General features: G+C 54.8%; 22 protein-coding genes and 1 tRNA gene. 16 read left to right on the top strand and 7 right to left on the bottom strand.

The genetic code is table 11. The annotated features are described in order from the left end of the window. Positions 1 to 6: 6 nt before the first annotated feature. The 4 genes from ACN0YD_RS09290 to ACN0YD_RS09275 all read left to right on the top strand — a co-directional run bounded on the left by ACN0YD_RS09290 (position 7) and on the right by ACN0YD_RS09275 (position 5194). The gene (locus ACN0YD_RS09290) at positions 7 to 2427 is read left to right on the top strand and encodes a zinc-dependent metalloprotease (protein ID WP_417319093.1); all 2421 of its coding nucleotides are present in this window, start codon (positions 7 to 9) and stop codon (positions 2425 to 2427) included. Between the two features lie 14 nt (positions 2428 to 2441). Continuing rightward, the gene (locus ACN0YD_RS09285) at positions 2442 to 3446 is read left to right on the top strand and encodes a threonine ammonia-lyase (protein WP_417319091.1); all 1005 of its coding nucleotides are present in this window, start codon (positions 2442 to 2444) and stop codon (positions 3444 to 3446) included. 71 nt (positions 3447 to 3517) lie between these two features. After that, positions 3518 to 4735, top strand: a complete 1218-nt coding sequence (locus ACN0YD_RS09280; RefSeq protein ID WP_417319089.1) for an NAD(P)/FAD-dependent oxidoreductase — start codon at positions 3518 to 3520, stop codon at positions 4733 to 4735. Positions 4736 to 4816: 81 nt separating this feature from the next. Continuing rightward, on the top strand, positions 4817 to 5194 hold the full coding sequence (locus tag ACN0YD_RS09275; RefSeq protein WP_417319087.1) for a VOC family protein: 378 nt from the start codon (positions 4817 to 4819) through the stop codon (positions 5192 to 5194). A gap of 6 nt (positions 5195 to 5200) precedes the next feature. On the opposite strand, the gene ACN0YD_RS09270 is transcribed toward ACN0YD_RS09275, so the two are convergent. Beyond that, the gene (locus ACN0YD_RS09270; protein WP_417319085.1) at positions 5201 to 6316 is read right to left on the bottom strand and encodes a GNAT family N-acetyltransferase; all 1116 of its coding nucleotides are present in this window, start codon (positions 6314 to 6316) and stop codon (positions 5201 to 5203) included. 386 nt (positions 6317 to 6702) lie between these two features. On the opposite strand from ACN0YD_RS09270, the gene ACN0YD_RS09265 reads away from it, so the two are divergent. Beyond that, positions 6703 to 9297: a TonB-dependent receptor gene (locus tag ACN0YD_RS09265; protein WP_417319083.1), complete on the top strand. Its 2595-nt coding sequence runs from the start codon at positions 6703 to 6705 to the stop codon at positions 9295 to 9297. Between the two features lie 86 nt (positions 9298 to 9383). Here ACN0YD_RS09265 and ACN0YD_RS09260 read toward each other — a convergent pair whose 3' ends face one another. Continuing rightward, complete coding sequence (locus ACN0YD_RS09260; RefSeq protein ID WP_417319081.1) at positions 9384 to 9842, bottom strand: MarR family winged helix-turn-helix transcriptional regulator; 459 nt, start codon at positions 9840 to 9842, stop codon at positions 9384 to 9386. Between the two features lie 92 nt (positions 9843 to 9934). On the opposite strand from ACN0YD_RS09260, the gene ACN0YD_RS09255 reads away from it, so the two are divergent. Both ACN0YD_RS09255 and ACN0YD_RS09250 read left to right on the top strand, forming a co-directional pair. Further along, positions 9935 to 10693: a VOC family protein gene (locus tag ACN0YD_RS09255; RefSeq protein ID WP_417319079.1), complete on the top strand. Its 759-nt coding sequence runs from the start codon at positions 9935 to 9937 to the stop codon at positions 10691 to 10693. A 9-nt stretch (positions 10694 to 10702) separates the two neighbouring features. Further along, complete coding sequence (locus tag ACN0YD_RS09250) at positions 10703 to 11053, top strand: DUF1428 domain-containing protein (RefSeq protein WP_417319077.1); 351 nt, start codon at positions 10703 to 10705, stop codon at positions 11051 to 11053. 17 nt (positions 11054 to 11070) lie between these two features. Here the strand turns inward: ACN0YD_RS09250 and ACN0YD_RS09245 are convergent, their stop codons facing one another. Next, the gene (locus tag ACN0YD_RS09245; protein ID WP_417319076.1) at positions 11071 to 11475 is read right to left on the bottom strand and encodes a hypothetical protein; all 405 of its coding nucleotides are present in this window, start codon (positions 11473 to 11475) and stop codon (positions 11071 to 11073) included. 227 nt (positions 11476 to 11702) lie between these two features. On the opposite strand from ACN0YD_RS09245, the gene ACN0YD_RS09240 reads away from it, so the two are divergent. The 6 genes from ACN0YD_RS09240 to ACN0YD_RS09215 all read left to right on the top strand — a co-directional run bounded on the left by ACN0YD_RS09240 (position 11703) and on the right by ACN0YD_RS09215 (position 18297). Beyond that, complete coding sequence (locus ACN0YD_RS09240) at positions 11703 to 12299, top strand: uracil-DNA glycosylase family protein (RefSeq protein ID WP_417319074.1); 597 nt, start codon at positions 11703 to 11705, stop codon at positions 12297 to 12299. 96 nt (positions 12300 to 12395) lie between these two features. Next, entirely contained in the window at positions 12396 to 13736 is a 1341-nt protein-coding gene (locus tag ACN0YD_RS09235) for an ATP-grasp domain-containing protein (RefSeq protein ID WP_417319072.1), read from the top strand. Positions 13737 to 13763: 27 nt separating this feature from the next. Continuing rightward, positions 13764 to 14447: a gamma-glutamyl-gamma-aminobutyrate hydrolase family protein gene (locus ACN0YD_RS09230; protein ID WP_417319070.1), complete on the top strand. Its 684-nt coding sequence runs from the start codon at positions 13764 to 13766 to the stop codon at positions 14445 to 14447. Between the two features lie 79 nt (positions 14448 to 14526). After that, on the top strand, positions 14527 to 16419 hold the full coding sequence (gss, locus tag ACN0YD_RS09225; protein ID WP_417319068.1) for a bifunctional glutathionylspermidine amidase/synthase: 1893 nt from the start codon (positions 14527 to 14529) through the stop codon (positions 16417 to 16419). Between the two features lie 218 nt (positions 16420 to 16637). After that, positions 16638 to 17711 (top strand): CNNM domain-containing protein, encoded by a 1074-nt coding sequence (locus tag ACN0YD_RS09220; RefSeq protein ID WP_417319066.1) that lies wholly within the window; start codon positions 16638 to 16640, stop codon positions 17709 to 17711. 127 nt (positions 17712 to 17838) lie between these two features. After that, complete coding sequence (locus ACN0YD_RS09215) at positions 17839 to 18297, top strand: hypothetical protein (protein ID WP_417319064.1); 459 nt, start codon at positions 17839 to 17841, stop codon at positions 18295 to 18297. Between the two features lie 7 nt (positions 18298 to 18304). Here the strand turns inward: ACN0YD_RS09215 and ACN0YD_RS09210 are convergent. From ACN0YD_RS09210 to ACN0YD_RS09200, 3 genes are all read right to left on the bottom strand, one after another. Then, positions 18305 to 18381: transfer RNA gene (locus ACN0YD_RS09210), tRNA-Arg, on the bottom strand. A 157-nt stretch (positions 18382 to 18538) separates the two neighbouring features. Further along, a complete protein-coding gene (locus ACN0YD_RS09205; RefSeq protein WP_417319062.1) occupies positions 18539 to 19252 on the bottom strand; it encodes a Bax inhibitor-1 family protein in 714 nt (237 codons plus the stop codon). A 163-nt stretch (positions 19253 to 19415) separates the two neighbouring features. Further along, the gene (locus ACN0YD_RS09200; RefSeq protein ID WP_417319060.1) at positions 19416 to 19910 is read right to left on the bottom strand and encodes a low molecular weight protein-tyrosine-phosphatase; all 495 of its coding nucleotides are present in this window, start codon (positions 19908 to 19910) and stop codon (positions 19416 to 19418) included. 86 nt (positions 19911 to 19996) lie between these two features. On the opposite strand from ACN0YD_RS09200, the gene ACN0YD_RS09195 reads away from it, so the two are divergent. From ACN0YD_RS09195 to ACN0YD_RS09185, 3 genes are all read left to right on the top strand, one after another. Further along, complete coding sequence (locus ACN0YD_RS09195) at positions 19997 to 20710, top strand: NAD-dependent deacylase (RefSeq protein WP_417319058.1); 714 nt, start codon at positions 19997 to 19999, stop codon at positions 20708 to 20710. After that, positions 20707 to 20991, top strand: coding sequence for a 4a-hydroxytetrahydrobiopterin dehydratase (locus ACN0YD_RS09190; protein ID WP_417319056.1), 285 nt, complete (start codon positions 20707 to 20709; stop codon positions 20989 to 20991). The genes ACN0YD_RS09195 and ACN0YD_RS09190 overlap by 4 nt, the downstream gene beginning before the upstream one ends. 111 nt (positions 20992 to 21102) lie before the next feature. Next, the gene (locus ACN0YD_RS09185) at positions 21103 to 21927 is read left to right on the top strand and encodes a universal stress protein (protein ID WP_417319055.1); all 825 of its coding nucleotides are present in this window, start codon (positions 21103 to 21105) and stop codon (positions 21925 to 21927) included. 69 nt (positions 21928 to 21996) lie between these two features. Here ACN0YD_RS09185 and ACN0YD_RS09180 read toward each other — a convergent pair whose 3' ends face one another. Continuing rightward, positions 21997 to 22761 (bottom strand): 3-hydroxyacyl-CoA dehydrogenase, encoded by a 765-nt coding sequence (locus ACN0YD_RS09180; RefSeq protein WP_417319053.1) that lies wholly within the window; start codon positions 22759 to 22761, stop codon positions 21997 to 21999. Between the last annotated feature and the right edge of the window lie 26 nt (positions 22762 to 22787).

Genomic DNA, 22787 nt, shown 5'->3' with positions numbered 1-22787 from the left:
ATTGTCATGACCTTTCTCTCCAGAATGTTTCTTATTGTATTTTGTGTTTCGCTTCCCTTTTCCGCATGGGCCGGCGGACTTGCCGATTTCACCAAAGGCATGGCGGAAAAGAAAGGCTTTTACGATTTCTATCTGGATGAAGACAACGGCCGCCTCTACCTGAAGCTGGACCGGTTGAATGAGGAATTCATTTTCCAGACCGGTTTGCCGCACGGCCTTGGTTCCAATGACATCGGGCTTGATCGCCGTCAAATAGGTTCGACCCGGTTGGTGAAATTCGAGCGGGTCGGGGACAAGGTACTGTTGGGCGAGGTGAATACCAAATTTCGCGCCAGTTCCGACAACCCGGCGGAAGTGAAAGCGGTGCAGGAGGCTTTCGCCGCCTCTGTCATCTGGGGCTTCAAGGTGGTGGCCAGTGACGGAGAGGGGGTTCTGATTGATTTTACCGATTTCCTGCTTTCCGACCAGCATGGCATCGCCGGCAGGATCGAACAGACCAGACAGGGTAATTTCAGCCCCGACAACAGCCGTTCGGCCCTTTACCTGCCGCGCATCAAAACATTCCCCCTGAATACGGAATTTGAGAGCACGCTGACCTTTCGGGGATCAAATCCGGGGCAATATGTGAGGGATGTAAGTCCCGATGGTGAGCAATTCACGGTTCGTCAGCATATCTCCTTCGTCAAGCTGCCCGACGACGGTTATCAAGCCCGGGTTTTCCATCCCGATAGTGGTTTCTTCCCCCTGACATATCAGGATTATGCGGTGCCTCTGGGGCAGGATCTGACACAGAGGCTCATCCCACGCCATCGCCTGATCAAGAAAAATCCGGACCAGGCCGTCAGCGATCCGCTGGAGCCCATCGTTTATTATCTGGACGCCGGTACGCCGGAACCGATCCGTAGCGCTTTGATGGAGGGGGCCTCCTGGTGGTCGCAGGCTTTTGAAGCGGCCGGGTTCTCGAATGCCTTCAGGGTCGAGATGCTGCCCGAAGGGGCGGATCCCATGGATGTGCGCTACAATGTTATCAACTGGGTGCACCGGGCAACCAGGGGCTGGTCCTACGGCAGTGCGGTGATTGATCCCCGCACTGGAGAGATCATCAAAGGCCATGTGACATTAGGGTCGCTCAGGGTGCGTCAGGATATCCTGATCGCCACCGCGCTTGCTGCGCCCTACGAGGAGGACGGCAGCGATATCGGGGTACAGGAGGAAATGGCGCTGGCCCGTATCCGTCAGCTCTCCGCTCACGAGGTGGGGCATACCCTGGGTATTGCCCATAACTTTGCCGCCAGTCTTTCTGACAGAGCTTCGGTCATGGATTATCCTCATCCGCTGATTAAAATTACAGACGGGGGTAAACTTGACCTTTCCGATGCCTATGACAGAGATATCGGCGCATGGGACAAGCTGGTGGTGCGTTACGGCTACAGCCAGTATGCGGGACCGGAAGCGGAGAAGGCGGGGCTTGAAGCTATTCTCAAGGAACGTGAGATACAGGGGCTCCTGTTTATTACCGATCGGGACAGCAGGAGCCTTAGGGATTTCAATGCCGGCTCCAGCCTGTGGGACAATGGGGCGGACTCCATTGCCGAACTTGCCCATCTGCGCAAGGTGCGGCATATCGCCTTGAGTAATTTTTCCGAGAAGAATATTCCTGTTGGTGAGCCCTACAGCTCGCTGGAGGAAGTTCTGGTGCCGCTTTATTACCTGACCCGCTACCAGCTGGAAGCCGCCGGGAAATATGTGGGCGGCCTGTTCTACGAATATACCCTGCGCGGGGAGGGAACGGATATTCCCTATCGTATTGTCCCGCCGGAACAGCAAAAACAGGCGCTGGATGAAATCCTTCTGGCGCTGACGCCGGATTATCTGCTGTTGCCGGAGAAGGTGCTCAAGCTCGTTCCCCCCAAGGCTTATGGTTATGAATTTACGCGGGAAAGTTTTCCACGTCACACCTCGGGGCAACTGGACGTCTTGACCATAGGGGAGGCTGCTGCGGGGCATGTGTCTGACATTTTGCTGGACCCGGCCCGGCTGGCCCGACTGGAACAATTTCACCAGCGTGGTGAGGGAATGATGAGTTTGAGTGACTATTTTGACTATATTCTGGGCGCGACAGTGCGTGCTGATCGTCAGGAAAAACTATCCGGTGCCATGCAGAGGCGCGTTGGTCATGTTGTGATCCTTAAAATGATGCAGGTTGCCGCAGACACATCGGCGGCGGAATCCGTGCGCGCCATGGCCCGACTGAAGCTCGAAGAAGTCGCGGACTGGATGGAAAATACAGCCCGCAAGCTGGGCAGGCATCCGACATTCAAGGCGCACTACAGCTTTGAAGCCGCCCGCATCCGCGCTTATATGTCGGGCTCATTAGATCCTGCCTCGGAAAATCCGGCCGCCATGCCGCCGGGCTCTCCAATCTGAGCCGGGAGTGGAAAATGAGTGAACTTCGAATACCGGTGTTTGCCGATGTCGAGGCGGCGGCAGAACGTATTGCCGGTGTGGCCATAGAGACGCCGCTTCTGGAAAATCCTTTGCTGAATGAGGATCTGGGAGCGCGAATTCTGATCAAGCCTGAGAACCTGCAGCGGGTCGGGGCCTTCAAATTCCGTGGGGCCTATAACCGTCTGGTGCAGTTTAACGGGCAAGAGCGTGCGCGCGGTATTGTCGCCTTTTCTTCCGGCAACCATGCCCAGGGGGTGGCTGCCGCGGCGCAACTTCTCGGTATCGAGGCGACCATTGTCATGCCCTCCGATGCACCGGAAATGAAGGTCTGGAATACCCGTGGGTACGGCGCCAACGTGGTACTGTATGACCGGGTGACGGAAAGCCGCGAGGAAATTGCGGCAAAGATTACCCGGGAGAAGGGAAGCGTTGTGGTGCCGCCTTTTGAGGACCCGGATATCATCGCCGGGCAGGGGACGGCGGCCCTGGAAATGCTGCGGCAGGCGCACAGGATTGGGGCGGTATTTGATGCTTTTCTGTGCCCGGCCGGCGGTGGTGGTCTGGCCTCCGGCTGTTCCATTGTCTTCGGCGAGCTTTCTCCGAACACCGCTCTTTATGCGGTGGAGCCCGCAGGGTTTGACGATCTTGTCCGTTCCCTGCAAAGCGGCCACAGGGAAGTAAACGAGCAGCTGACCGGATCGGTCTGTGATGCGTTGCTGACACCGTCTACCGGCGATCTTACCTTTTCCATTCTTGGAAACAGCCTTGACGGAGGCTTTTCTGTTACCGATGAAGAGGCTCTCGGGGCGGTGAAATATGCCTGGCAGAAGTTGAAGCTGGTGGTGGAACCTGGCGGTGCGGTGGGTCTTGCGGCTCTTCTTTATGGAAAGCTGGATGTGAAGGGAAAGACGATCGGGCTTTTGCTCAGCGGCGGCAATGTAGATGAGAGCACCTTCGTGAAAGCCTTGTCCGGCGGGCTGCCTCCGGTCAATTTCTGATTTCAATCGGTCTTCAGACATGTTAACTGTGTGAAAAAAAGAAGTGCCACACAAAGCAGTCGAGGAATTGAATGTCAGAAACAGTGTTGATCATCGGCGCGGGCCATGGCTGTGCCCAGGCCGTCGCCAGTCTTCGTTCGGAAAAGTTCGAGGGAAGGATTGTTGTCGTCGGGGACGAGGCCTTTATTCCCTACCAGAGGCCGCCCCTGTCCAAGGATTTCCTCAAGGGTGATCTGCCGCTGGAACGGCTCTATATCAAGCCGCCGAAATTCTATGAAGATCGCGATGTGGACATGAAAACCGGTGTGCGGGTCACCAAAATCGACCCCGCCGGGAAAACCGCCGATCTGGATAACGGGGAAACAATTTCCTGGGATCACCTGATCATTGCCACAGGCAGTCATGTGCGCAAGCTGACTGTGCCGGGCCACGATCTGGAAGGGGTGCACTATTTGCGCACCGTTAGTGATGTACACGGCATCCAGGCCGACTTCGGAACTGCACAGGATGTGGTTGTTGTGGGCGGCGGCTATATCGGGCTGGAGATTGCTGCGGTTGCCCGTCAGAAAGGCAAGAATGTCACCGTACTGGAAATGGCCGACCGCATCCTCAATCGGGTGGTGGCGCCGGAAATGTCCGCCTTTTACCAGCGGGTACATGAAGAGGAGGGAGTGAAAATCCTCTGCAACACTGGTGTAACGGCGCTTGAGGGCGAAAATGGCCGCGTGACCAAAGTGCTGACCGGCGACGGCCAGTCTTTTAACGCGGACCTTGTGGTTGTCGGCATCGGCATCATTCCCGCCCAGGAACTGGCGGAAGCGGCCGGCATCGAGCTTGAGAACGGCATCAGGGTGGATGAGCATTGCCGGACCAGCGCCACCGATGTTTATGCCATCGGGGATGTAACGTCCCATCCGAGCCGGCTATATGGCCGCCGCATCCGTCTTGAAAGTGTGCCCAACGCCATGGCGCAGGCCAAGATTGCGGCCAAGGCTATTATGGGGACGCTGGAAGTATATGATGATATCCCCTGGTTCTGGTCTGACCAGTATGACATGAAACTTCAGATCGCGGGCCTGAGTGCGGGCTATGATCAGATCGTGATCCGCGGCGACCTGAACAGCCGCTCTATCGCCGCCTTTTATCTGAAAGACGGTGTGCTGATTTCCATGGACGGGGTCAACAAACCTGCTGAATTCATGGCCAGCAAAAAACTGATCGCACAGAAGGCCAGTCCGGATCCGGACAAGCTTGCTGATCCGAATGTGAATATGAAAGAATTTATGTAAGCTATTGAAAAGGCGTAGTTTTCTGACTTTGTTTATGTTGTGAAAAACGCCGGGAATATCCTGGCCGGGAAAGTATGGATCATGCCTTTAACACGAATTCACCATTATAATATCTGGACAGCGGACCTTGCGGCCACGCTTGATTTCTATTCCCGTGTGCTGGGACTGAAGGAGGGGGCACGGCCCCCCATACCGCTTCCGGGCGCCTGGATGTATGATCCCTCGGGAGAGCCTGTTCTGCATATCTATGACGGTGCGAAAGCAGGCCGGGATGTGCCTCATGGAGGCGGCGCCCTTGATCATGTAGCTTTCGAGGCCGAGGACTACGACGGCATGGAAAAACAGATCATTGAGGCGGGGGTTGCCTATAAGACAAATCTGGTAGAGGGCATCGGCCTCAGACAGATTTTTGTTGAAGACCCGAACGGGATTACCATTGAACTAAACTTCATGGACTAGCATGGCTCAGGACAGTTTTTTCCCATATACATTGGAAAGATGTCCGAAACCCCGATGCTCAAAAAACTCATGTGCTTTTTTGTTGCGTTTGCCGCTTTCAAGAAGAAACCACTTGCAGTTCCGGGAGTTTGCTTCCTGTTCCACAAACTCCAGAAGCTGGCCGCCGACACCTTTGCTCCGGTCATTTTCCGTGACCAGCATATCCTGCAGAATGGCGTAGGGAAATGCGTCGTTCTCATTCCAGGATACTATGGCCAGTCCCAGAATATCCCCGTCCTTGCCATAGGCTGCTGCGGCAGTTTCCACCGGGTTGTCTGCGGCAATGGCGGCAAATGTTTTATCGTTAATATCATTAATATTGTCAGACCAGTTTTTACCGTCCGTGGTCATGCCGTAATGAATCTCGCCATGTGATATATATTCCGGATATTTCCGTAGTTCCCGTGTGAAAAGTCCACTCAGGCGTGACAGTTCCTGAGGTTCATCCACCCATTTGATATCCAGATCTGTCTTGGGTGACGTCTCTTTGGCTTCCCGGGGTGGTGTACTGTCTTCTTCAAAGCGATCTTCCAGTACCTGCTGGATCTCTTCGCAGTTCAGCACTTTCGCCACATGTTCGAAAAAGTCGTTCTGGCGGGCTTCCTCATCGGCAAAGCTTTTATATTTCCTGACAGGTTCGTCAAAAATCTTGCGCAGTTCCCTGGTATAGTTGGTCCGATAATTCGGCCAGTTCTCCCGGAAGTACCAGCTGTCCAGAGTGTCATATTGCCAGATTACCCAACTGGCATAAACCTTGGCGTCAAAGATGCCCTGGTCCCGGAAATTGGTGGCAATTTCGAACAGGTTCAGGGTCTGGAAAATCAGGTTATCGGCAACACCTTTTTCTTCACCGGTATAGATGCGGTCTGTCCGTTCAGCGCATAAAATATGTTGAAGAATGGCGGCATACTGAGCCTCGTAACGAAAGATTTCATTACTTGCCAGTTCCAGTTCCTGATAAACCTCCTGACGTTTCAGCTTCCTGCTCTGGCTCATCTGATAGGCAAAGGTTGCCAGTGTCGCCACAATTGCGATGGCCGCAACGACAAATTGTCCGACCTCACTCATTTCAGGCAATGTCATTCTATCTATTTCCTTGGTACCGGGGATGCATACTCGGATGTTATTTCTGTGGATTATGGTCCTGGCAATCTGACCTTGTAAAGAAAATAGATGGAATATTGCGTGGTATACTAACGGATATTGATGGGGCTGGTGTTATGTGAGATGATTTGCATGGGTGAGGGAATGCGGGTTTTCATAGTTATTCTTTAAATCAGTATATTGTTTTGTTCGGGAGGCGGGCCCGCTGTCCTTGCTCGAAGTGTCGCTGTTTCCCGTGCATGCGCTGGTAGTCAGATTTTATTTCTCCCCTAGTTGGGTTTTATTCCGGAGAAAAGACTATGATTGCTTGATGGGTAGCTCTGGGAATAGCCCATATTAAAATAACATTAGGGAGAACTAAAATAATGTCAACCTTCATGAACAGTGCCAGCCGTCTTGCGCTGGTTGGTGTTTTGTCATCTGTTCCGTTCATATCTGCTACCGCTTACGCCGAGGAAGAAACAGCCTTTGCCCTCGAGGAAATTGTGGTAACAGCGCAGAAGCGCGCGCAGAATGTTCAGGATGTGCCCATTGCTATTTCCGCCGTGACGGAAAGCATGCTGAGAGAGCGCGGAATCAACGATGTTTCAAAACTGAGCAATATGACACCTAACGTGACGCTGGATGCCGGTACACCATTCTCCGCATCCGGAAACGTGTTGTCAGCCTATGTGCGCGGTATCGGTCAGAATGACTTTGCCTTCAACCTTGATCCCGGTGTCGGGGTTTATGTGGACGGTGTCTATTATGCCCGTACCGTTGGTGCCAACATGGACCTGGGCGATGTGGAGCGCATCGAGATTCTGAAAGGCCCGCAGGGAACCCTGTTCGGCCGGAATACCATTGGTGGCGCCATCTCTATCGTGACCCGTGAACCCGGTGACGAGTTTGCGGCCACAGGTGAAATGATCACCGGCAGCTACAATCGCCTGGACGTCAAGGGTTCTGTGGACATGCCGCTGAGCGACACAATCCGCAGTACTGTGTCATTCTCCAAGAAAAGCCGTGACGGTTATGTGGAGCGCATGCCCTATGTGGATAGCAGTTTCGGCCCCTATGTCACCGACGGCAACCAGTTCCGTCAGGCGGACAAGATGGAAACCAGCAAGACTGAAGGCGGAGAGAATGTCTGGTCCCTGCGTGGTAAAATCGTGGCAGAGCCGTCAGACAGGCTGAAAATTACCCTGGCCGGCGACTATAACTATGAAAATCAGGAAGGCCTGGCCAATACCCTGCTGGCGGTGCCCAACAGCACCCAGCTGCCATTTGGTCCCACGGCCAATAATTTCACCACTATTTATAACACCTGTATCAATTCCACTCCGGCGCAGCTTGCCGCGGATATTCCGGCGCCATTCCCGCCCTTCACAACTAACCTCGCTCTCGTATGTGGTGAGCGCGGTGTACCCGCCAGCGCGATCAACCCGCTGGGCCGGGCCAATGTGACAAGTTCGCTGGCCGGTGTGAATGTGGATGCTGATCCCACGAACAACCGTCTGCCCTATGATGATCGCTTTATCACCGACGATATCGACAAGAGTTATGCTTCAGGTGTCAGCTTCTCCTGGATGGAAGCCTGGGGTTCGGCCCTCACTCTGGACTATGATATCAACGATAGCATGGCGCTTAAATCCATCACCAGCTACCGCGAACTGCACTGGCAGGCGGGTATGGACCTTGACGGCTCACCCCTGGAAATTCTGGAACTGAGCTTCGAAATGAATCAGTGGCAGTTCAGCCAGGAATTTCAGCTCAATGGTACGGCCCTTGATGACAAGCTCGACTATGTGTTTGGTGTCTATTACTTCAAGGAAAAAGGCGACCTGCAGGACTATGTAGTCTTCCCGGCCGGTCTTTTGCAGGTGGATGGTTTCAACCTTCTGGAAACAGAAGCTATGGCTGCATTCGCTCACTTAAACTATCGGATTTCTGATGAGTTCAGTATCACCCTGGGAGGTCGTTACACTGACGAGAGCAAGAAGTTCCAGGGCTTCCAGAGCGACCTGAACGGCTTCAACTACAAAGTCGGTGGTGTGCCGATTAATGCCCTGATTGGTATCCCCTGTGATGATGCAGGTCCGGTGCCGCCGTCAGATATGTGTGACTTCGCCACGCTTGTGGGATATCCGGACCAGGACAATGTGCTGCGTTATCATCCGCCGGGTGAGTTCACCCAGGACTTCACGGACTTCTCACCACGCGTCGGTGTGGAATATAAGCCCAACGAAGACATGATGGTTTATGCCTCATATTCCAAAGGCTTCAAGACCGGTAGCTGGACGACACGTTATTCCAACCCGGTGACGGCGGAACAGGCAGAGCCCGGATTTAAACCGGAAACTGCTGACAGTTTCGAGATTGGTCTCAAGTCAGAACTGGCCGACCGCACCATTTTGCTGAATATGGCCGGTTTCTTCACCAAGTATAAAAATATTCAGCTGAACCAGCAGGAAGGCGTGTCCCCGACACTCCGTAACGCCGGTGATGCGGAAATCTACGGGTTTGAGGTGGAAAGCCAGTTTGTTCTTTCTGCCGAGTTCTCCGTGGCCGCCAACCTGGGGTATACCCATGCCAAATATACCGAGATTGCACCGGGCGTGAATGCGGGTAACAAACTGCCCAAGACTCCGGAATGGAAGTTCAACATCAACCCCCGGTATGATCACGACCTTGGTAACGGCAAAGGTTTTGTTATGGCCAGCGTTGACTATACCTATAGCTCAACCCTGTTCAACGACACGGAAAATACACCCCTGCTGGAGCGTGGTTCGGTCAATATGCTGAACGGTTTCGTCAGCTATCGTCCGGATAGCGAAAGCTGGGAGGTTTCTGCCGGTGTCAACAACATCCTGAATGAACGTTATCTGGTTACCGGGTCTGCAAACCTGGCCTCCGGTCAGATCTACGGTACCTATAACCGTCCGACCGAATGGTTCCTGAAAGCATCCTTCAAGATGTAGGAGCCGGGACCAATATTGGAATTTTTCTCCCACCTGGAGAAAGGCAACCTGAGGGCCGCAGTCATGCGGCCCTTTTTTTATGGTTTTTATGTTTCCCAGCCGGAAAGCTGGTTAAGGCCGGTGCGCAGGTCGTCGGGGGAAAGGGGAGTGATCCTGGATTCAAGGGCCGCATGTTCCTTTTCCCAGATTGAGGATGCTTCAACAAGAAGCGCCATTCCGGCCTCGGTCAGGTTGAGGCAACGGCTGCGGCGATCATTTTCGTCCGGGGCCGACTTAACCAACCCGCGCCGTTCCAGTGGTTTCAGGGCGGCGGTCAGGGTCGTTCGGTCCATGCCTAGCAGATTCGAGACTGAACTGATATTTGGCGGAGCGGGGCGGTTTAGTGACATCATCAGGGAAAACTGCCCTGAGGTGATGCCGAAGGGGCGCAGGGTGTCATCAAAATGGCGGGCAAGAGCGCGGGCGGCGCGTTGAACATGAAGGCACAGACAATGGTCCCTGACGTGGAGTGTTGTCTGAAAGGGTACGGTACTATTGTTTGACATGATGTAATTATGTTGATATCAACGTATATGTCAAGGATGAAAGTGAGCCCATGACAGTCACAAGGGGATATCTAACAAGGAAAGGATAAGACATGGCTTACGGTGGTTTATGTTGGGCTGAACTCAATACTGGTGATCCAAAGTCGGCGGCAGAATTTTACGGCACATTGCTGGGGTGGTCGTTCACAAGCCATCCGGATATGCCGGAGGGATTTAGTTTTATCGAGAATGCCGGTGAGGGCATTGGCGACATAGAGAAGCTGGAAGGCGCAGGGGGTTCATGCTGGCGGGGAATTATAGCTGTTGAGGATGTGGATAAAACGGCGGCAAAGGCGGAAACGCTGGGCGGCAGGATTATTACCCCGCCCCTGGACATTCCCGGCGGATTTGGCAGGGTTGCCATTCTGGCAGACCCTTCCGGGGCCGAACTCGCCATACATATGACCAATGGTAGGGGTGTCCCGCCTACAATTCATCGGGACGGTGTACCGGGTTTTATGGGCTGGTTTGAGCTCTACACAAAGGATGTGGATGAAGCCATGGCCTTTTACAACGCCCTGTTCGGCTGGGAAAAAGAACAGGACATGGATATGGGCGAGGCCGGGGTCTACCGCCTTTTCACTGTGAACGGCGTGCAGACGGGTGGCATGATGAAGGCCATGGATATGGTGCCCCAGCCCACATGGAACCTTTATTTCAACTGCAACAGTGTTGAGGCTGCAGCAGAACGCATCAAAGAGGCCGGCGGCGCGGTGTTTATGGGACCACATGAGGTGCCGGACGATAGCTGGATCATCATGGCACAGGATCCGCAAGGGGTGATGTTCAGTCTGGTCAGTTCCGGAAAATAGGAGACGAAAATGTATATTGATGGTTTTGTGCTGGCGGTCCCGACAAAGAACCGGGAGGCCTACCTCGCGCTGGCGGAAAAATGCCTGCCGGTTTTTAAGGAATTCGGCGCCTTAAGAGTGGTTGAAACCTGGGGTGTTGATGTGCCCGAAGGGAAAGTGACTTCCTTTCCGATGGCGGTTAAATGCGCCAAGGATGAAACGGTTGTCTTTTCCTGGGTCGAATGGCCGTCAAAGCAGGCCCGGGACAAAGGCGTCGCTCAATGCATGGAAAAGCTCGATAGAATGTTGTCAGGGGACAATATGCCCTATGACGGTAAAAGGATGATCGTTGGCGGGTTTGAAGCCATTCTGGAGGGGTGAGACAAAGAGTTTCGAGGTTATTTGGGTGAAGCCTCCTGTCTATCGAGCAAGATGGACTGCATGCTGAGAAGTGTCTGCAGAGCTTTTTCCCCGGTCTGGATCTGTTCCATCTGCTCAAGCTCCTGCTCCGTATCGTCGCCGAGGGCCATTTTGTCCTCGATCAGTTCTTCGATTTCCTTTTCAATGGCTTCCCTTTTTTCTTCTGGCAGGGCAGCCAGGCTTTCTTCGGTCAGGCCATGTTCCTTGAGATATTGGGCCCGGATCCTTTCCGCCGGGTTCATTTTGGACCATTTGAGGAATTCTTCGACCAGGTTATCAAAGCTGTCTTCCTTTTCTTTGGCCTGCAACGTGACCTCTTGTCCGTTTCTGGCGGTCGGGGTGGCCGCAATGGTGCTTGCGGTTGAAGGTGTTGTATCAATCATATGTTTTGCCTCTGGATATCCTGTAAAAGATGGTTTTAGTGCAAGCAAAAATTGTGCCATCTGAAATATAGTGAAAATTGACGGGATAGTGGGAAGCGGAAGGAGGCTGGCCGGGCGAATTTTGCCTTGCCTCCTGTGGAAAAGGCAGAATTTTCCCTGTAAATTGCTGCCGGATAACATGATTCTTTCTGGTCTGGTGGCACCGGGGCGGTTAGGCTTGGCGAGGGATGACAAAGACAAACTTTGACAATTTGTTGGCCGAGGTGCGGACCTGTACACTTTGTGCGGGAAGTCTGCCGCTCGGGCCGCGCCCGGTTTTCCAGATGGCGCCCGGATCAAGGATTCTGGTTGCCGGGCAGGCGCCGGGCCGCAAGGTGCATGAAACCGGCATCCCTTTTAACGACCCCAGCGGCGATCGCCTGCGCGACTGGATGGGGGTGAGCCGGGAACAGTTTTATGACCCGGAGGTCATGGCGATCCTGCCCATGGGGTTTTGTTATCCCGGCACCGGGAAAGGGGGCGACCTGCCGCCGCGTCCGGAATGTGCAGAGGCCTGGCGGGAGAAGCTTCTTGCTGAATTGCCAGACATTCGTCTGACCCTGGTGATTGGCCGTTATGCCCATGCCTGGCACCTGAAAGGCCGGCAGGGGAGAGCGCTGGCCGAGACGGTAAAGAACTGGCGGGATTTTATGGACGAGGGCATCATTCCCCTGCCGCATCCAAGCCCCCGCAACATCCGCTGGCTGAAGCAGAACCCCTGGTTTGAGGCCGAGGTCCTGCCGGAACTTCAGAGGCATGTGGCGTCCGTCTTTATGCTCCCTTGATGATTTTGCCGCCCAAACCCAACAGTCTGCCGAATTGGCCCGGGCGCCGGGCCGCCCTATCCTGATCCTGTAACTTAACGACAGAACGGGACGGATATGAACGACTTTATCGAACTAGCGAAAACTGAACCGGGCCGGGTTATTGTCACCTACGGCCGCAGCCTGATTGCCCTGATGATTGCCCGCTCGCTCGGCAGCCGCGGGGTCGAGGTGATCGGCTGTGACGATGTGGACCTGACCGTGCTCAGCTTCTCCAACCATGTGCAGGAGACCTGCACCTACCGTTCCCCGCGTGAGGACGAGGACGGCTTTATCGAGGATCTGCTGGAGATTGTCGAGAACCACAGGCCAAACGACGACCGACCCTATGTGCTGATGCCGGGATTTGACGAGGCCGGGATCATTGCCCGCCACGCCGATCGCTTCGGGGGGCTGATCAGGCTCGCCTGTCCGTCCATTGAGGCCATCGACGCGGTGCATCCCAAGGATAATTTCGCCCGTACAGTGGCTTTGCTTGACCTGCCGGGGCCAAAGACATTTTTACCGGAGACTGCCGGGAAGCTTGAGGAGATGATCGCCGACATCAGCTTCCCGGTCTTTGTCAAACCGCCTGAAGAGGTCGGCGGGCGCGGCATTTCCAAAATCGATGATGCGCAGGCGCTTAAAGAGGCTTTTGCGGAGCTTGAGGAACGCTATCCCGGGCAGCAGCTCCTGATCCAGGAACTGGCCGAGGGTGTGGACTATTGTTTCTGCGGCCTGTTCGAGAAGGGCGAGATGATCACCCATATGGTCTACCGCAATCTTCAGAAATTCCCCAGCGAGACCGGCCCCGGCGTCGCCCGGGAGACCATGGACGGCGCCCCCTTTGTCGAGGCGGCAGCCAAACTGATGAAAGCGCTGGACTGGCACGGGGTGGCGGAGATCGACTTCATGTGGGACGGTAATCCGGAAACCACACCGAAGATGATTGAGGTTAACCCTCGTTTCTGGGCCGGACTTGATCATTCCATCCGTTCCGAGGTGGATTTCCCGTGGCTGCTCTGGCAGATGATCGCCACGGGCCAGGTGCTGGTTGAGGAAGTTGAGGCGGCGGTGGGGCGCAAGACCCGTCTGCCCGGTCTTTCCTCTCTGGCCCTGCTGGAAAGCACCCTGGGCGCGGCGGTCGATTTCACAAAGCTGGAGGAGACATGGCCGGATATCCGCCGTCACCTGAAAGATCAGGAACTGGGCCGGGCCGGCGGGATCTTCCGCGATGCCCTGAAAGAAACCTTCAATCTGGATGAGGCCCTGGCCGCTTTTCGTAAAACCGGCAAAAGGATGAAGGAGGCAGAGGAAATCGACTATGGCAAGGATGACCCCTTCATCGGCCTCGGGTTCCTGTTTGTGCTCAGTTCACTGTGGAAACACGGCAAGCTGCCGCCAGAGATGACCCGGTAGCGGCCGCAACTGCGGACAGGTGCTCCCATGGCAAAAGGCGAAAAACCGCTGATCGGCTATACCGGCCGGGACCGGTTCAGCTTCACACAGCTTCTGATCGCGCTTGCCATTTTTCTGGCCGGCGGGCGGCCCCTGCGCCTTCATCCGAAACGTCCCCATTATCATCGGGCGGTGCAGGGGCTGGTGATCGGCGGTGGCACCGACCTTTATCCTGTTATCTACGAGGGCCTTCCCAAGGACAATTACGCCTATGACCTGGACCGGGACGCGATGGAGATTGAATGGCTGTGCCGGGCGGAGATGGAGGGCTTGCCCGTTCTCGGCATCTGTCGCGGCGCCCAGCTGATGAATGTCAAGCGCGGCGGCAGCCTGCATGTGGATGTGAGCAAGGTTTATGAAAACGCCCGCTACCCGGCGAGCCTGCTGGCCAATATCTTTTTCAGAAAACCCATGCGGGTTTTGGGGGACAGTCTTCTCTCAGGTCTGATCGGGACCGGGGTGGAACGGGTCAACAGCATGCACCGCCAGGCCATCGACCGGGTCGGCGAGGGGCTGTCCGTTTCCGCCCGGGAAGATAATGGCGTTGTCCAGGCGGTGGAGGACGGGGCGCGGGACTTCTACCTCGGCGTTCAGTTCCACCCCGAGGCATTGATTTACAGGCAGAAATTCCGTAATCTTTTCAAAGGTCTGGTTGCCGCTTGCGGAGAGTGATAAATTCTTTTCCGCATCCCCTTGTAATTCTTTTTGCGACCTCCATTTATCCTGCCTGCAAAACACTGAAAGTCGCCCCATGACAAAAACACCGCCGGTCCGCCCGGAACCCTTCGGCACCATCCTTGGCCATGGCCCCGGCCGGGTACCGGTTCATTCTTCCGACTATAAATCCGTCGACAAAGAGGAGCTACCTGATCGCGCTTCCTTCAAGAGCTACGTGGACGGCATTTTCATGGGCGTGAAATGGCAGTGTGTGGAGCTCGCAAGGCGCTGGATATACCTGAACAGAGGCTATGTCTTTGACGATATCGCTATGGCCTATGACATCTTCAACCTGCGGCATGTCACCATGGTGAAGGACGGCCGGAAACTGCCACTTTATTCCTTTCGCAACGGTGCCAAACGGCCGCCGGAACCCGGCGCGCTGATGATCTGGAACGAAGGCGGTGAATTCGAAATTACCGGCCATGTGGCGGTGGTGACTGAAGTCGCGGACAATCATGTGCGCATCATTGAACAGAATGTGGACCATACCCGCTGGACCGAAGGGGCGAGCTGGTCCCGGGAGCTGCCGCTGGAACGGGCCCCTGACGGCGGCTACCGGGTGAGCTGCACCTACACGGAAGGGGAGATCCTCGGCTGGGTGATCCAGACCGATGATCCCGCTTATGCAGAAATTATGGAGGATCCGGACCCTGGGCTTTTTAACCTGAAGGCCGGGGATGCGGACCATGTGGTGGAGAAGTGGCTGGATGTGAACCGGCCCGCCGAAGCCGCCTTTGTCGATTATATGGGCGGCCACCGGCTCGCCACCCGGGACGAAGAACTGACCCGCTATTATCTGATGAGCGAAACCGCCCGCAAGGAAATCAAACGCGCCACCAACGAACTGCATGCCATGTTCATGCGCGCCACAGATTATGTGCTGGACAATCCGGAAATACTGGAAAAATTCGGCTTGCCGGCGGCGTTACTGCCCCGTATTCGCCAGAGCTGGCAGGACCGCCAGACCCATAATATTACCGGCCGGTTTGACTTTGTCATGACCGACAAGGGGCTCAAGGTCTATGAATATAATGCGGATAGTGCGGGCTGTTATATGGAGTGCGGCCAGGTGCAGGGCGAATGGGCCCGTGCGCACGGCATTGCTGTGGGGCGCGATGCAGGCGAAGCCCTGGGGCCGGCCCTGGTCCGGGCCTGGAAGGACGCCCATGTGGGCGCCGTGCTGCATGTGCTGAAAGACGAAGACCCGGACGAGGAATATCACGCCCAGTATATGCGCAACATGATTGAGCAGGCGGGCCTGCACTGCAAGATCATCTCCGGCCTCGGCAGCCTGTCCTGGGATAAGGACGGCTGGGTGGTGGATGATGAGGGTAACCGCATCACCTGGGTGTGGAAAACCTGGGCCTGGGAAACCGCGCTCGACCAGCTCCGGGACGAGGCGGTGGACGAGGAGGCCTTTCTCAGGAGCCATGAGGTGAGCGAACCCCGCGACCATGCGCCGCGGTTGATTGACATTTTACTCCGGCCGGAAGTGATGGTGTTCGAGCCGCTCTGGACCCTGATCACCAGCAACAAGGCGATCCTGCCGGTGCTCTGGTCGTTGTTCCCGGATCATCCTTATCTTTTGGAAAGCCATTTCGAACTTACCGACAGCCTGCAGAAGAACGGCTATGTGATCAAACCCATCGTCGGCCGTTGCGGCAAGAATATCTCGCTTGTCGGGCGGGATGATACGGTGCTTTATGAAACCGGTGGCCAGTTCGCCGACCGCGACCAGATCTACCAGGCCCTGTTCCGCCTGCCGGACATCGGCGGACTCCGGGTTCAGGTTTGCTCTTTCTCTGTCGACGGGCGTGATGCCGGGGTTTGCGTGCGCTGTGATCCCTCGCTGGTGATCCGCTCTGACAGCGACCTTCTGGCGCTCCGGGTCGTGGAGGATGAGGCGTTCCTGGCGAGGGAGTAGGGGACCTAACTCTCCTACCTTACCCCTGACTCAATCCCTGAAATGCTTATCCGGCCCGGGTGCAGTTTCAAGGTCAGCTTCGCCTGTTCAGGACCCAGGGCTGCCGATTTCACCCGGTTTATATAGACAAATAGCCGGGGAGAGTTATCATGGTTGCAAGCGGTTTTGGGCCGCCTACCCCAACAAACGGAGCACTATAACCAAGCGGTTTATAACCTATGTCTCTTTTGATCTTTTACCTGTTTTTGGCGATCGGCGTTTCTTTCTTCTGTTCGATTGCGGAGGCGGTTTTGTTGTCTGTAAGGCCTTCCTTTATTGCAGCGTTGGATCAAAAAAGCCGCTCAACCAAAGTCCTCAAACGCTTGCGGGATGATCTCGACCGCCCCCTGGCGGCGATCCTGACAGCCAATACCGTTGCCCATACGTTCGGCGCAGCAGGGGTTGGCGCCCAGGCCGCATATGTTTTTGGCAACAACTATCTTGGTGTGACCTCCGCCATCCTGACCTTGCTCATCCTGATTTTTTCGGAAATCATCCCCAAAACACTTGGCGCTGTTTACTGGCAAAAACTGGCGCCTGTGTTTGGAATTTTTATTCACTGGCTCACTCTTGGCCTGTACCCTTTTGTCTGGTGTTCGGAAAAACTGACGCGTCTGCTTTCCTCCGGCGGGGCCAGCGCGTTTTCCTTCAGCCGGGATGAGATTCAGGCTATGGCTGAAATTGGCAGGGAAGAAGGCGTTCTGGATGTTAAGGAGCACCAGATCGTCTCCAACCTCATGAAGCTGCGGCACCTCTCTGTGCGCGATATCATGACCCCGCGCCCTGTCATTTTCTCGGTGCAGGAGGATCGGAGCGTGCAGGACTTCTTTGACGCCCATTCCGATGCTCCCTTTTCCCGCATCCCAGTTTTTGGTCGGACCCGTGACGAGGTCACAGGATATGTCCTGAAAACAGATCTCCTGATTTCACAGGCCAAAGACCAATTCGACAGGACGCTTTCTGAATTCCGGCGTGATTTCGTTGTTTTTTCCGATCAGGTAAGCGCCTCTGATGCCTATGACCGCCTGATGCGTGAACAGGGCCACATCGCCCTTATCGTGGATGAATATGGCACTGTTCAGGGCATTGTGACCCTTGAAGATGTGGTGGAGACGCTCATAGGCCTTGAAATTACCGATGAATTGGACAAGGTCGAAGATATGCAGGCCCTTGCCTATCAACGCTGGCGCGAGCGTATGCAAACCATTGGGATTGATCCGGATAGCCTGGAGGCAAAAGCCCCTCCTGAGTAGTTTGCCGCCCTGGACCGGGAAATCCCGCCCGGCCCGCAGATGTTGGGAAAGTGGTCGATGTGATGGGGAAGAAGGGAGGGGAAGTGCATATTTATGGAGCGGCCTTTGGGAAAAGAAAGAATTGCAAATGACAAATGAGGATCGTGAAACACCGGTTGGCTTTTTTCATTACGCTCACTCATATGCTTCCAGCGCGGCTGCCCTTCGTAAAACTAATATTCAGGCTACCCACCCAGATTCCCCAATTCGTTTTCTCTATTCTCATGCCCTGGAGCTTTACCTGAAATCATCCCTCCGACTTAATGGAGTCACCATCAAAGAGCTCCGAAGCAAAGACTTAGGTCACGACATGAAGGCGCTTCGAAAAAAGGCCAAGGAATTTGGACTTTTATTTAATTCCGTACAGGCAGGTCAAATTGATCTCCTTGGTGAAGCGATTTTAGATCGATATATTAAAACCGGTTTCCGAACTGTCTTGCTGCCTGAAACCCTTCATAAGTTATGTTTGTACCTACACAACTCTTTAGGCAAACCAATTTATCAGGATGCAGAGATTAAACGAGATCCAATCAGTCTAATTGATTGAAGAAAATTGGCGCACCCGACAGGATTCGAACCTGTGACCTCTGCCTTCGGAGGGCAGCGCTCTATCCAGCTGAGCTACGGGTGCTTCCAGTATCGAACCGGCAGTATATCGCCGGAACAGGCCGGAGACTAGTTCAAAACTCCCCGCAGTGCAACGGCAAAATGGTTCTGTCGGATATTTTCCCGGCACATATAAAAACGGCCCCAACAGGGGGCCGCTTCCATCGTTTCTTTGTCCGCTGCTATTCGCGGTTGCCCATGAAGCGCAGCAGGAACAGGAACATGTTGATGAAGTCCAGGTACAGCGTCAGCGCGCCCATAATGGCCTTTTTGCTGGCCACGTCCGAATGGTCGCTTTCCATATACATCAGCTTGATTTTCTGGGTGTCCCAGGCGGTCAGTCCGGCGAAAATCAAAACCCCGCCGGCGGAAATGACAAAGTCCATCATGGCCGACTGCAGGAAGATATTGACCACCATGGCAATGATCAGGCCGAACAGGCCCATAACCATAAAGGAGCCCATGGCGGAAAGATTTTTCTTGGTCGTATAACCATAGAGGCTTAGGGAGCCAAAGGCGGCGGCCGTGACGAAGAATGTTTTGGCCACACTGGCGCCGGTATAGACCAGGAAGATATAGGACAGGGACAGCCCCATCAGGGCGGCAAAGGCCCAGAAGAACATCTGCGCCCCGGCGACGCTGAAACTGTTGAGCGCCTTGCCAAAGAAAAACACCATGCCGAGCGGGGCCAGCATCACCACCCATTTCAACGGTGTGGCATAAATGAGCTGCATCAGCTCCTGGCTCTGGGAGGCGCCAAGCGCTACAAACCCTGTCACGGCCAGGGCAATGGCCATGTAGTTATAGACGGTCAGCATATAGCTTCGCAGGCCGGCGTCTATCTGGGCCGCCGTGCGGACACCTGTCGGTGAATAGTGGGTATCGCGTTCTACCATTGGTATTTTATCCCTTTGTTAAAAGTCATTTCCCTGAGTCTTGGTACTTATAGGGCACGTATGGCTGTTATATTGTCACAATGGGCACAGAATTCAAGAGAAACCGGGAGTGGATTGTCCGATTTCCGGTCCACCATACGGCGCCATGCCCGGGGTGTATCCTTTAATTAAGGTCGTGATTTTCCTGCAGATATTTCAAAAGACCGGTGGAGCCGCGTTCGATGATGTCGAAAACCCGCTCGAATCCTTCCGCACCGCCATAATAGGGGTCGTCCACTTCCGTAATGCCGGGGCAGTTTTCGGCAAAATCCATAAACAGCCTGACCTTGTGGTGATGGGCTGGGTCGCCCATGCGTTCCAGATTGCGGATATTTTCCCGGTCCATGGCCAGCAGGTAGTCAAAATCGGCAAAATCCTGCCGGGTGACCTGACGGGCCCGCAAGCCACTGATATCTATGCCATATTTGAACGCTGTCTGTTGCGCCCGGGGGTCCGGCTTTTCACCCGCATGATAGCCGGTGGTGCCGGCGGAATCGATGAACAGATGATGCAGCAGGCCGTCCCTGATTCCGGCGGTGTTGGCCTGGTGGCGGAAGACCCCTTCGGCCATCGGTGAACGGCATATATTTCCCATGCAGACGAACAAAACCCTGAGCATGTCTTAGAAATTTCCTCAAAAGATACCATAAGTTTCACATTGTTATATATGATGGGAGGTTCACCAACGCAAGAAATCGAGGCATTATGACCCAATTTGAACGAATTATCATTCTGACCGGGGCCGGAATTTCCGCTGAATCGGGACTTGATACCTTCCGTGACAAGGGCGGTATCTGGGAAAAATACGACCTGATGAAGGTGGCCACCCCGGAAGCCTTTGCCCGGGACCCTGAAATGGTGCATGAATTTTACAATCTGCGGCGGGCAGCGGTCAAAACGGTTCATCCCAATGCGGCCCATATGGCGCTGGCCCGGCTGGAACGGGAATATCCGGGGGAAATCCTGCTGGTAACCCAGAATGTGGACGATCTTCATGAAAAGGCGGGTTCCCGCAATATCTGCCATATGCACGGCGAACTGGGCAAGATACGCTGCCGATCCTGCCGTCAGGTGATGGACTGGTGGGATGATCTGGTGACAGAGACGGTTTGTCCGCTGTGCACAAAGTCCGGGCAATTGCGGCCCCATATCGTCTGGTTCGGCGAGGTGCCTTTTCATCTCAATAAAATCGCCCAGTTCATTGAAAATGCAGATCTTTTTATCTCTATAGGTACATCGGGACAGGTTTATCCGGCGTCCGGGTTCATTCAGGCCGCCACGGATGCAGGCGCCCATACGGTAGAGCTGAACCGGGAACCCTCCGACGGCTACAGCCTGTTTGAAGAAACATGTTATGGCCCCGCGACGGAAGTTGTGCCACAGTATGTTGAAAATCTTCTCAAGGAGGCACATGCATGAAACTAGACGACAGCGATATTGCCGAGGCCCTGGCCGAGCTTCCCGGCTGGGAAAAGGTCGCGGACCGGGAGGCGATTTGCAAGAGCTTTAAATTCGAGGATTTTGCCGAGGCCTTTGCCTTTATGAGCCGGATCGCGCTCCGGGCGGAAAAAATGGATCATCATCCCGAATGGTCCAATGTCTATAACAGGGTCGAAGTGACACTGACCACCCATAGCGCCGGCGGGCTTACCCTGAAGGATGTGCAGCTGGCCAGATACATGAACCACGCGGCAGCCTGATTTTCGTCAGATTTTCCAGTAAAAAGACAGTCAATTGGCCTGGATCAATGACCGCGGGATCCTTGGGGTGCAGTCTGGGGCAGATAAAATCCTACTGAAGGAAGAGCCACCATGACTGAAACAACCCCGTCACTGCGTAAAGTGCTTGTTATAATTGATCCGGCCGAGGAGGTGCAATATGCTCTGAGGCGCGCCCTGTTGATGAATGAGATCATCGATGGCGGGGTCAGTATCCATCTCTTCATTACCGTGGAAATGGATCATATAGGCCGGGAGTCCTTTGAATTTCATTGCAATAATGACTGGTTTTCCGATCTGGTAAAACCCCTGCATAAAGCCGGTATCCACTACACGGCCGAGGTCTTCTGGACCGAAGACTGGCAGAAGTCGGTAGTGGCCGCGGTGGACAGGTATGGCGCCGGCTTGATCATAATGTCGGATTATGCCACTGAAAAACACCAGAATGAATTGTCCGCCTCCCGCTGGGCCCTGTTCAGGGTGGCGCCGTGCCCGGTGCTGATTGTTCATCCATCAGCCCAGATGCATCGTAAGACCATTCTGGCGGCAGTCAATATGCAGACCGACAATCCCCGTTATGTGGAACTGAATGAAAATATTTTGGCAGTCAGTCGCATGATGGCCAATTCTTACGGCGCCGAGAAACATGTGGTTAATGCCTATGAGGACACCATGGAATTCCCGGACCGGGCCATGCTGCTCAGGGAAACTGATACGGTGCAGGAAAATATCCATGTTCAACAGGGGGATCCGGTGACCATCATTTCCACTGTAGCAGATGATATCGATGCGGACATTGTTGTGATTGGAACATTATCCCGCAAGGGGATCATGGCGGCTGTGCGCGGTAATAAAAGCGAGGAAATAATCCGCAGGCTTAACCGGGATGTGATGGTGATTAACTGTTCCGCAAGCTGAGTGCCACCCAGCATAAAAGAAAAGGAGCCCCGCGAGGCTCCTTTTTTTGCTTTGTAATCCATAGACAGCCTATTTAGGAGCCATGCGCAGGGCGCCATCAAGGCGGATGGTTTCCCCGTTCAGCATCTGGTTTTCCACAATATGCTGGGCCAGGGCGGCATATTCTTCCGGCTTGCCGAGGCGGCTGGGGAAGGGCACGCTGGCGCCAAGGCTGTCCTGAACTTCCTGGGGCAGGCCGAGCAGCATCGGGGTGCCGAAAATGCCCGGCGCGATGGTGCAGATGCGGATGCCCAGTTTGCAGAGATCCCGGGCGATGGGCAGGGTCATGCCGGCAATGGCGGCCTTGGAGGAAGCATAAGCGACCTGGCCGATCTGGCCATCAAAGGCGGCGATGGAGGCTGTGTTGACAATCACACCGCGTTCCAGGCCGTCCAGAGGATCCTGTGCCGCCATGCGGGCCGCCGTCAGGCGCACGGTATTGAAGGTGCCGAACAGGTTGACTTCCAGCACTTTTTTGTACAGGTCGAAATCATGCGGGGCATTTTCCTTGCCGACGGTTTTCTGGGCCGGGGCGATGCCGGCACAGTTGACCAGGATACGGGGGGCGCCCAGTTTCTCCTCAACCCCGTCCAGGGCAGCCGTGACGCTGTCCTCGGATGTGACGTCAACTTCGAAAAAGACACCACCGATGGCAGAGGCGACTTTTTCCCCGCCGTCACGGTTCAGATCGAAGACGGCGACTTTTGCCCCGGCGGCGGCCAGTGCGCGGGCGGTGGCGTCTCCCAGTCCCGAGGCGGCGCCGGTGACGACAGCGACTTTACCTTGAATATCCATGTTTCCCTCTTGAATGATGTTACTGT

Source organism: Emcibacter sp. (assembly GCF_048269205.1).
Taxonomy (GTDB): Bacteria; Pseudomonadota; Alphaproteobacteria; order Sphingomonadales; family Emcibacteraceae; genus Emcibacter.
This window is presented reverse-complemented; position numbering and strand designations above follow the sequence as displayed.

Coding starts and splice junctions, on each gene's coding strand:
- ACN0YD_RS09255 (WP_417319079.1), top strand. CDS start 9,935: ATGGCTTACGGTGGTTTATGTTGGGCTGAACTCAATACTGGTGATCCA.
- ACN0YD_RS09195 (WP_417319058.1), top strand. CDS start 19,997: ATGACCCAATTTGAACGAATTATCATTCTGACCGGGGCCGGAATTTCC.
- ACN0YD_RS09280 (WP_417319089.1), top strand. CDS start 3,518: ATGTCAGAAACAGTGTTGATCATCGGCGCGGGCCATGGCTGTGCCCAG.
- ACN0YD_RS09185 (WP_417319055.1), top strand. CDS start 21,103: ATGACTGAAACAACCCCGTCACTGCGTAAAGTGCTTGTTATAATTGAT.
- ACN0YD_RS09220 (WP_417319066.1), top strand. CDS start 16,638: ATGTCTCTTTTGATCTTTTACCTGTTTTTGGCGATCGGCGTTTCTTTC.
- ACN0YD_RS09270 (WP_417319085.1), bottom strand. CDS start 6,316: ATGACATTGCCTGAAATGAGTGAGGTCGGACAATTTGTCGTTGCGGCC.
- ACN0YD_RS09235 (WP_417319072.1), top strand. CDS start 12,396: ATGAACGACTTTATCGAACTAGCGAAAACTGAACCGGGCCGGGTTATT.
- ACN0YD_RS09230 (WP_417319070.1), top strand. CDS start 13,764: ATGGCAAAAGGCGAAAAACCGCTGATCGGCTATACCGGCCGGGACCGG.
- ACN0YD_RS09265 (WP_417319083.1), top strand. CDS start 6,703: ATGTCAACCTTCATGAACAGTGCCAGCCGTCTTGCGCTGGTTGGTGTT.
- ACN0YD_RS09250 (WP_417319077.1), top strand. CDS start 10,703: ATGTATATTGATGGTTTTGTGCTGGCGGTCCCGACAAAGAACCGGGAG.
- ACN0YD_RS09260 (WP_417319081.1), bottom strand. CDS start 9,842: ATGTCAAACAATAGTACCGTACCCTTTCAGACAACACTCCACGTCAGG.
- ACN0YD_RS09180 (WP_417319053.1), bottom strand. CDS start 22,761: ATGGATATTCAAGGTAAAGTCGCTGTCGTCACCGGCGCCGCCTCGGGA.
- ACN0YD_RS09190 (WP_417319056.1), top strand. CDS start 20,707: ATGAAACTAGACGACAGCGATATTGCCGAGGCCCTGGCCGAGCTTCCC.
- ACN0YD_RS09215 (WP_417319064.1), top strand. CDS start 17,839: ATGACAAATGAGGATCGTGAAACACCGGTTGGCTTTTTTCATTACGCT.
- ACN0YD_RS09200 (WP_417319060.1), bottom strand. CDS start 19,910: ATGCTCAGGGTTTTGTTCGTCTGCATGGGAAATATATGCCGTTCACCG.
- ACN0YD_RS09285 (WP_417319091.1), top strand. CDS start 2,442: ATGAGTGAACTTCGAATACCGGTGTTTGCCGATGTCGAGGCGGCGGCA.
- ACN0YD_RS09245 (WP_417319076.1), bottom strand. CDS start 11,475: ATGATTGATACAACACCTTCAACCGCAAGCACCATTGCGGCCACCCCG.
- ACN0YD_RS09205 (WP_417319062.1), bottom strand. CDS start 19,252: ATGGTAGAACGCGATACCCACTATTCACCGACAGGTGTCCGCACGGCG.
- ACN0YD_RS09240 (WP_417319074.1), top strand. CDS start 11,703: ATGACAAAGACAAACTTTGACAATTTGTTGGCCGAGGTGCGGACCTGT.
- ACN0YD_RS09290 (WP_417319093.1), top strand. CDS start 7: ATGACCTTTCTCTCCAGAATGTTTCTTATTGTATTTTGTGTTTCGCTT.
- ACN0YD_RS09275 (WP_417319087.1), top strand. CDS start 4,817: ATGCCTTTAACACGAATTCACCATTATAATATCTGGACAGCGGACCTT.
- gss (WP_417319068.1), top strand. CDS start 14,527: ATGACAAAAACACCGCCGGTCCGCCCGGAACCCTTCGGCACCATCCTT.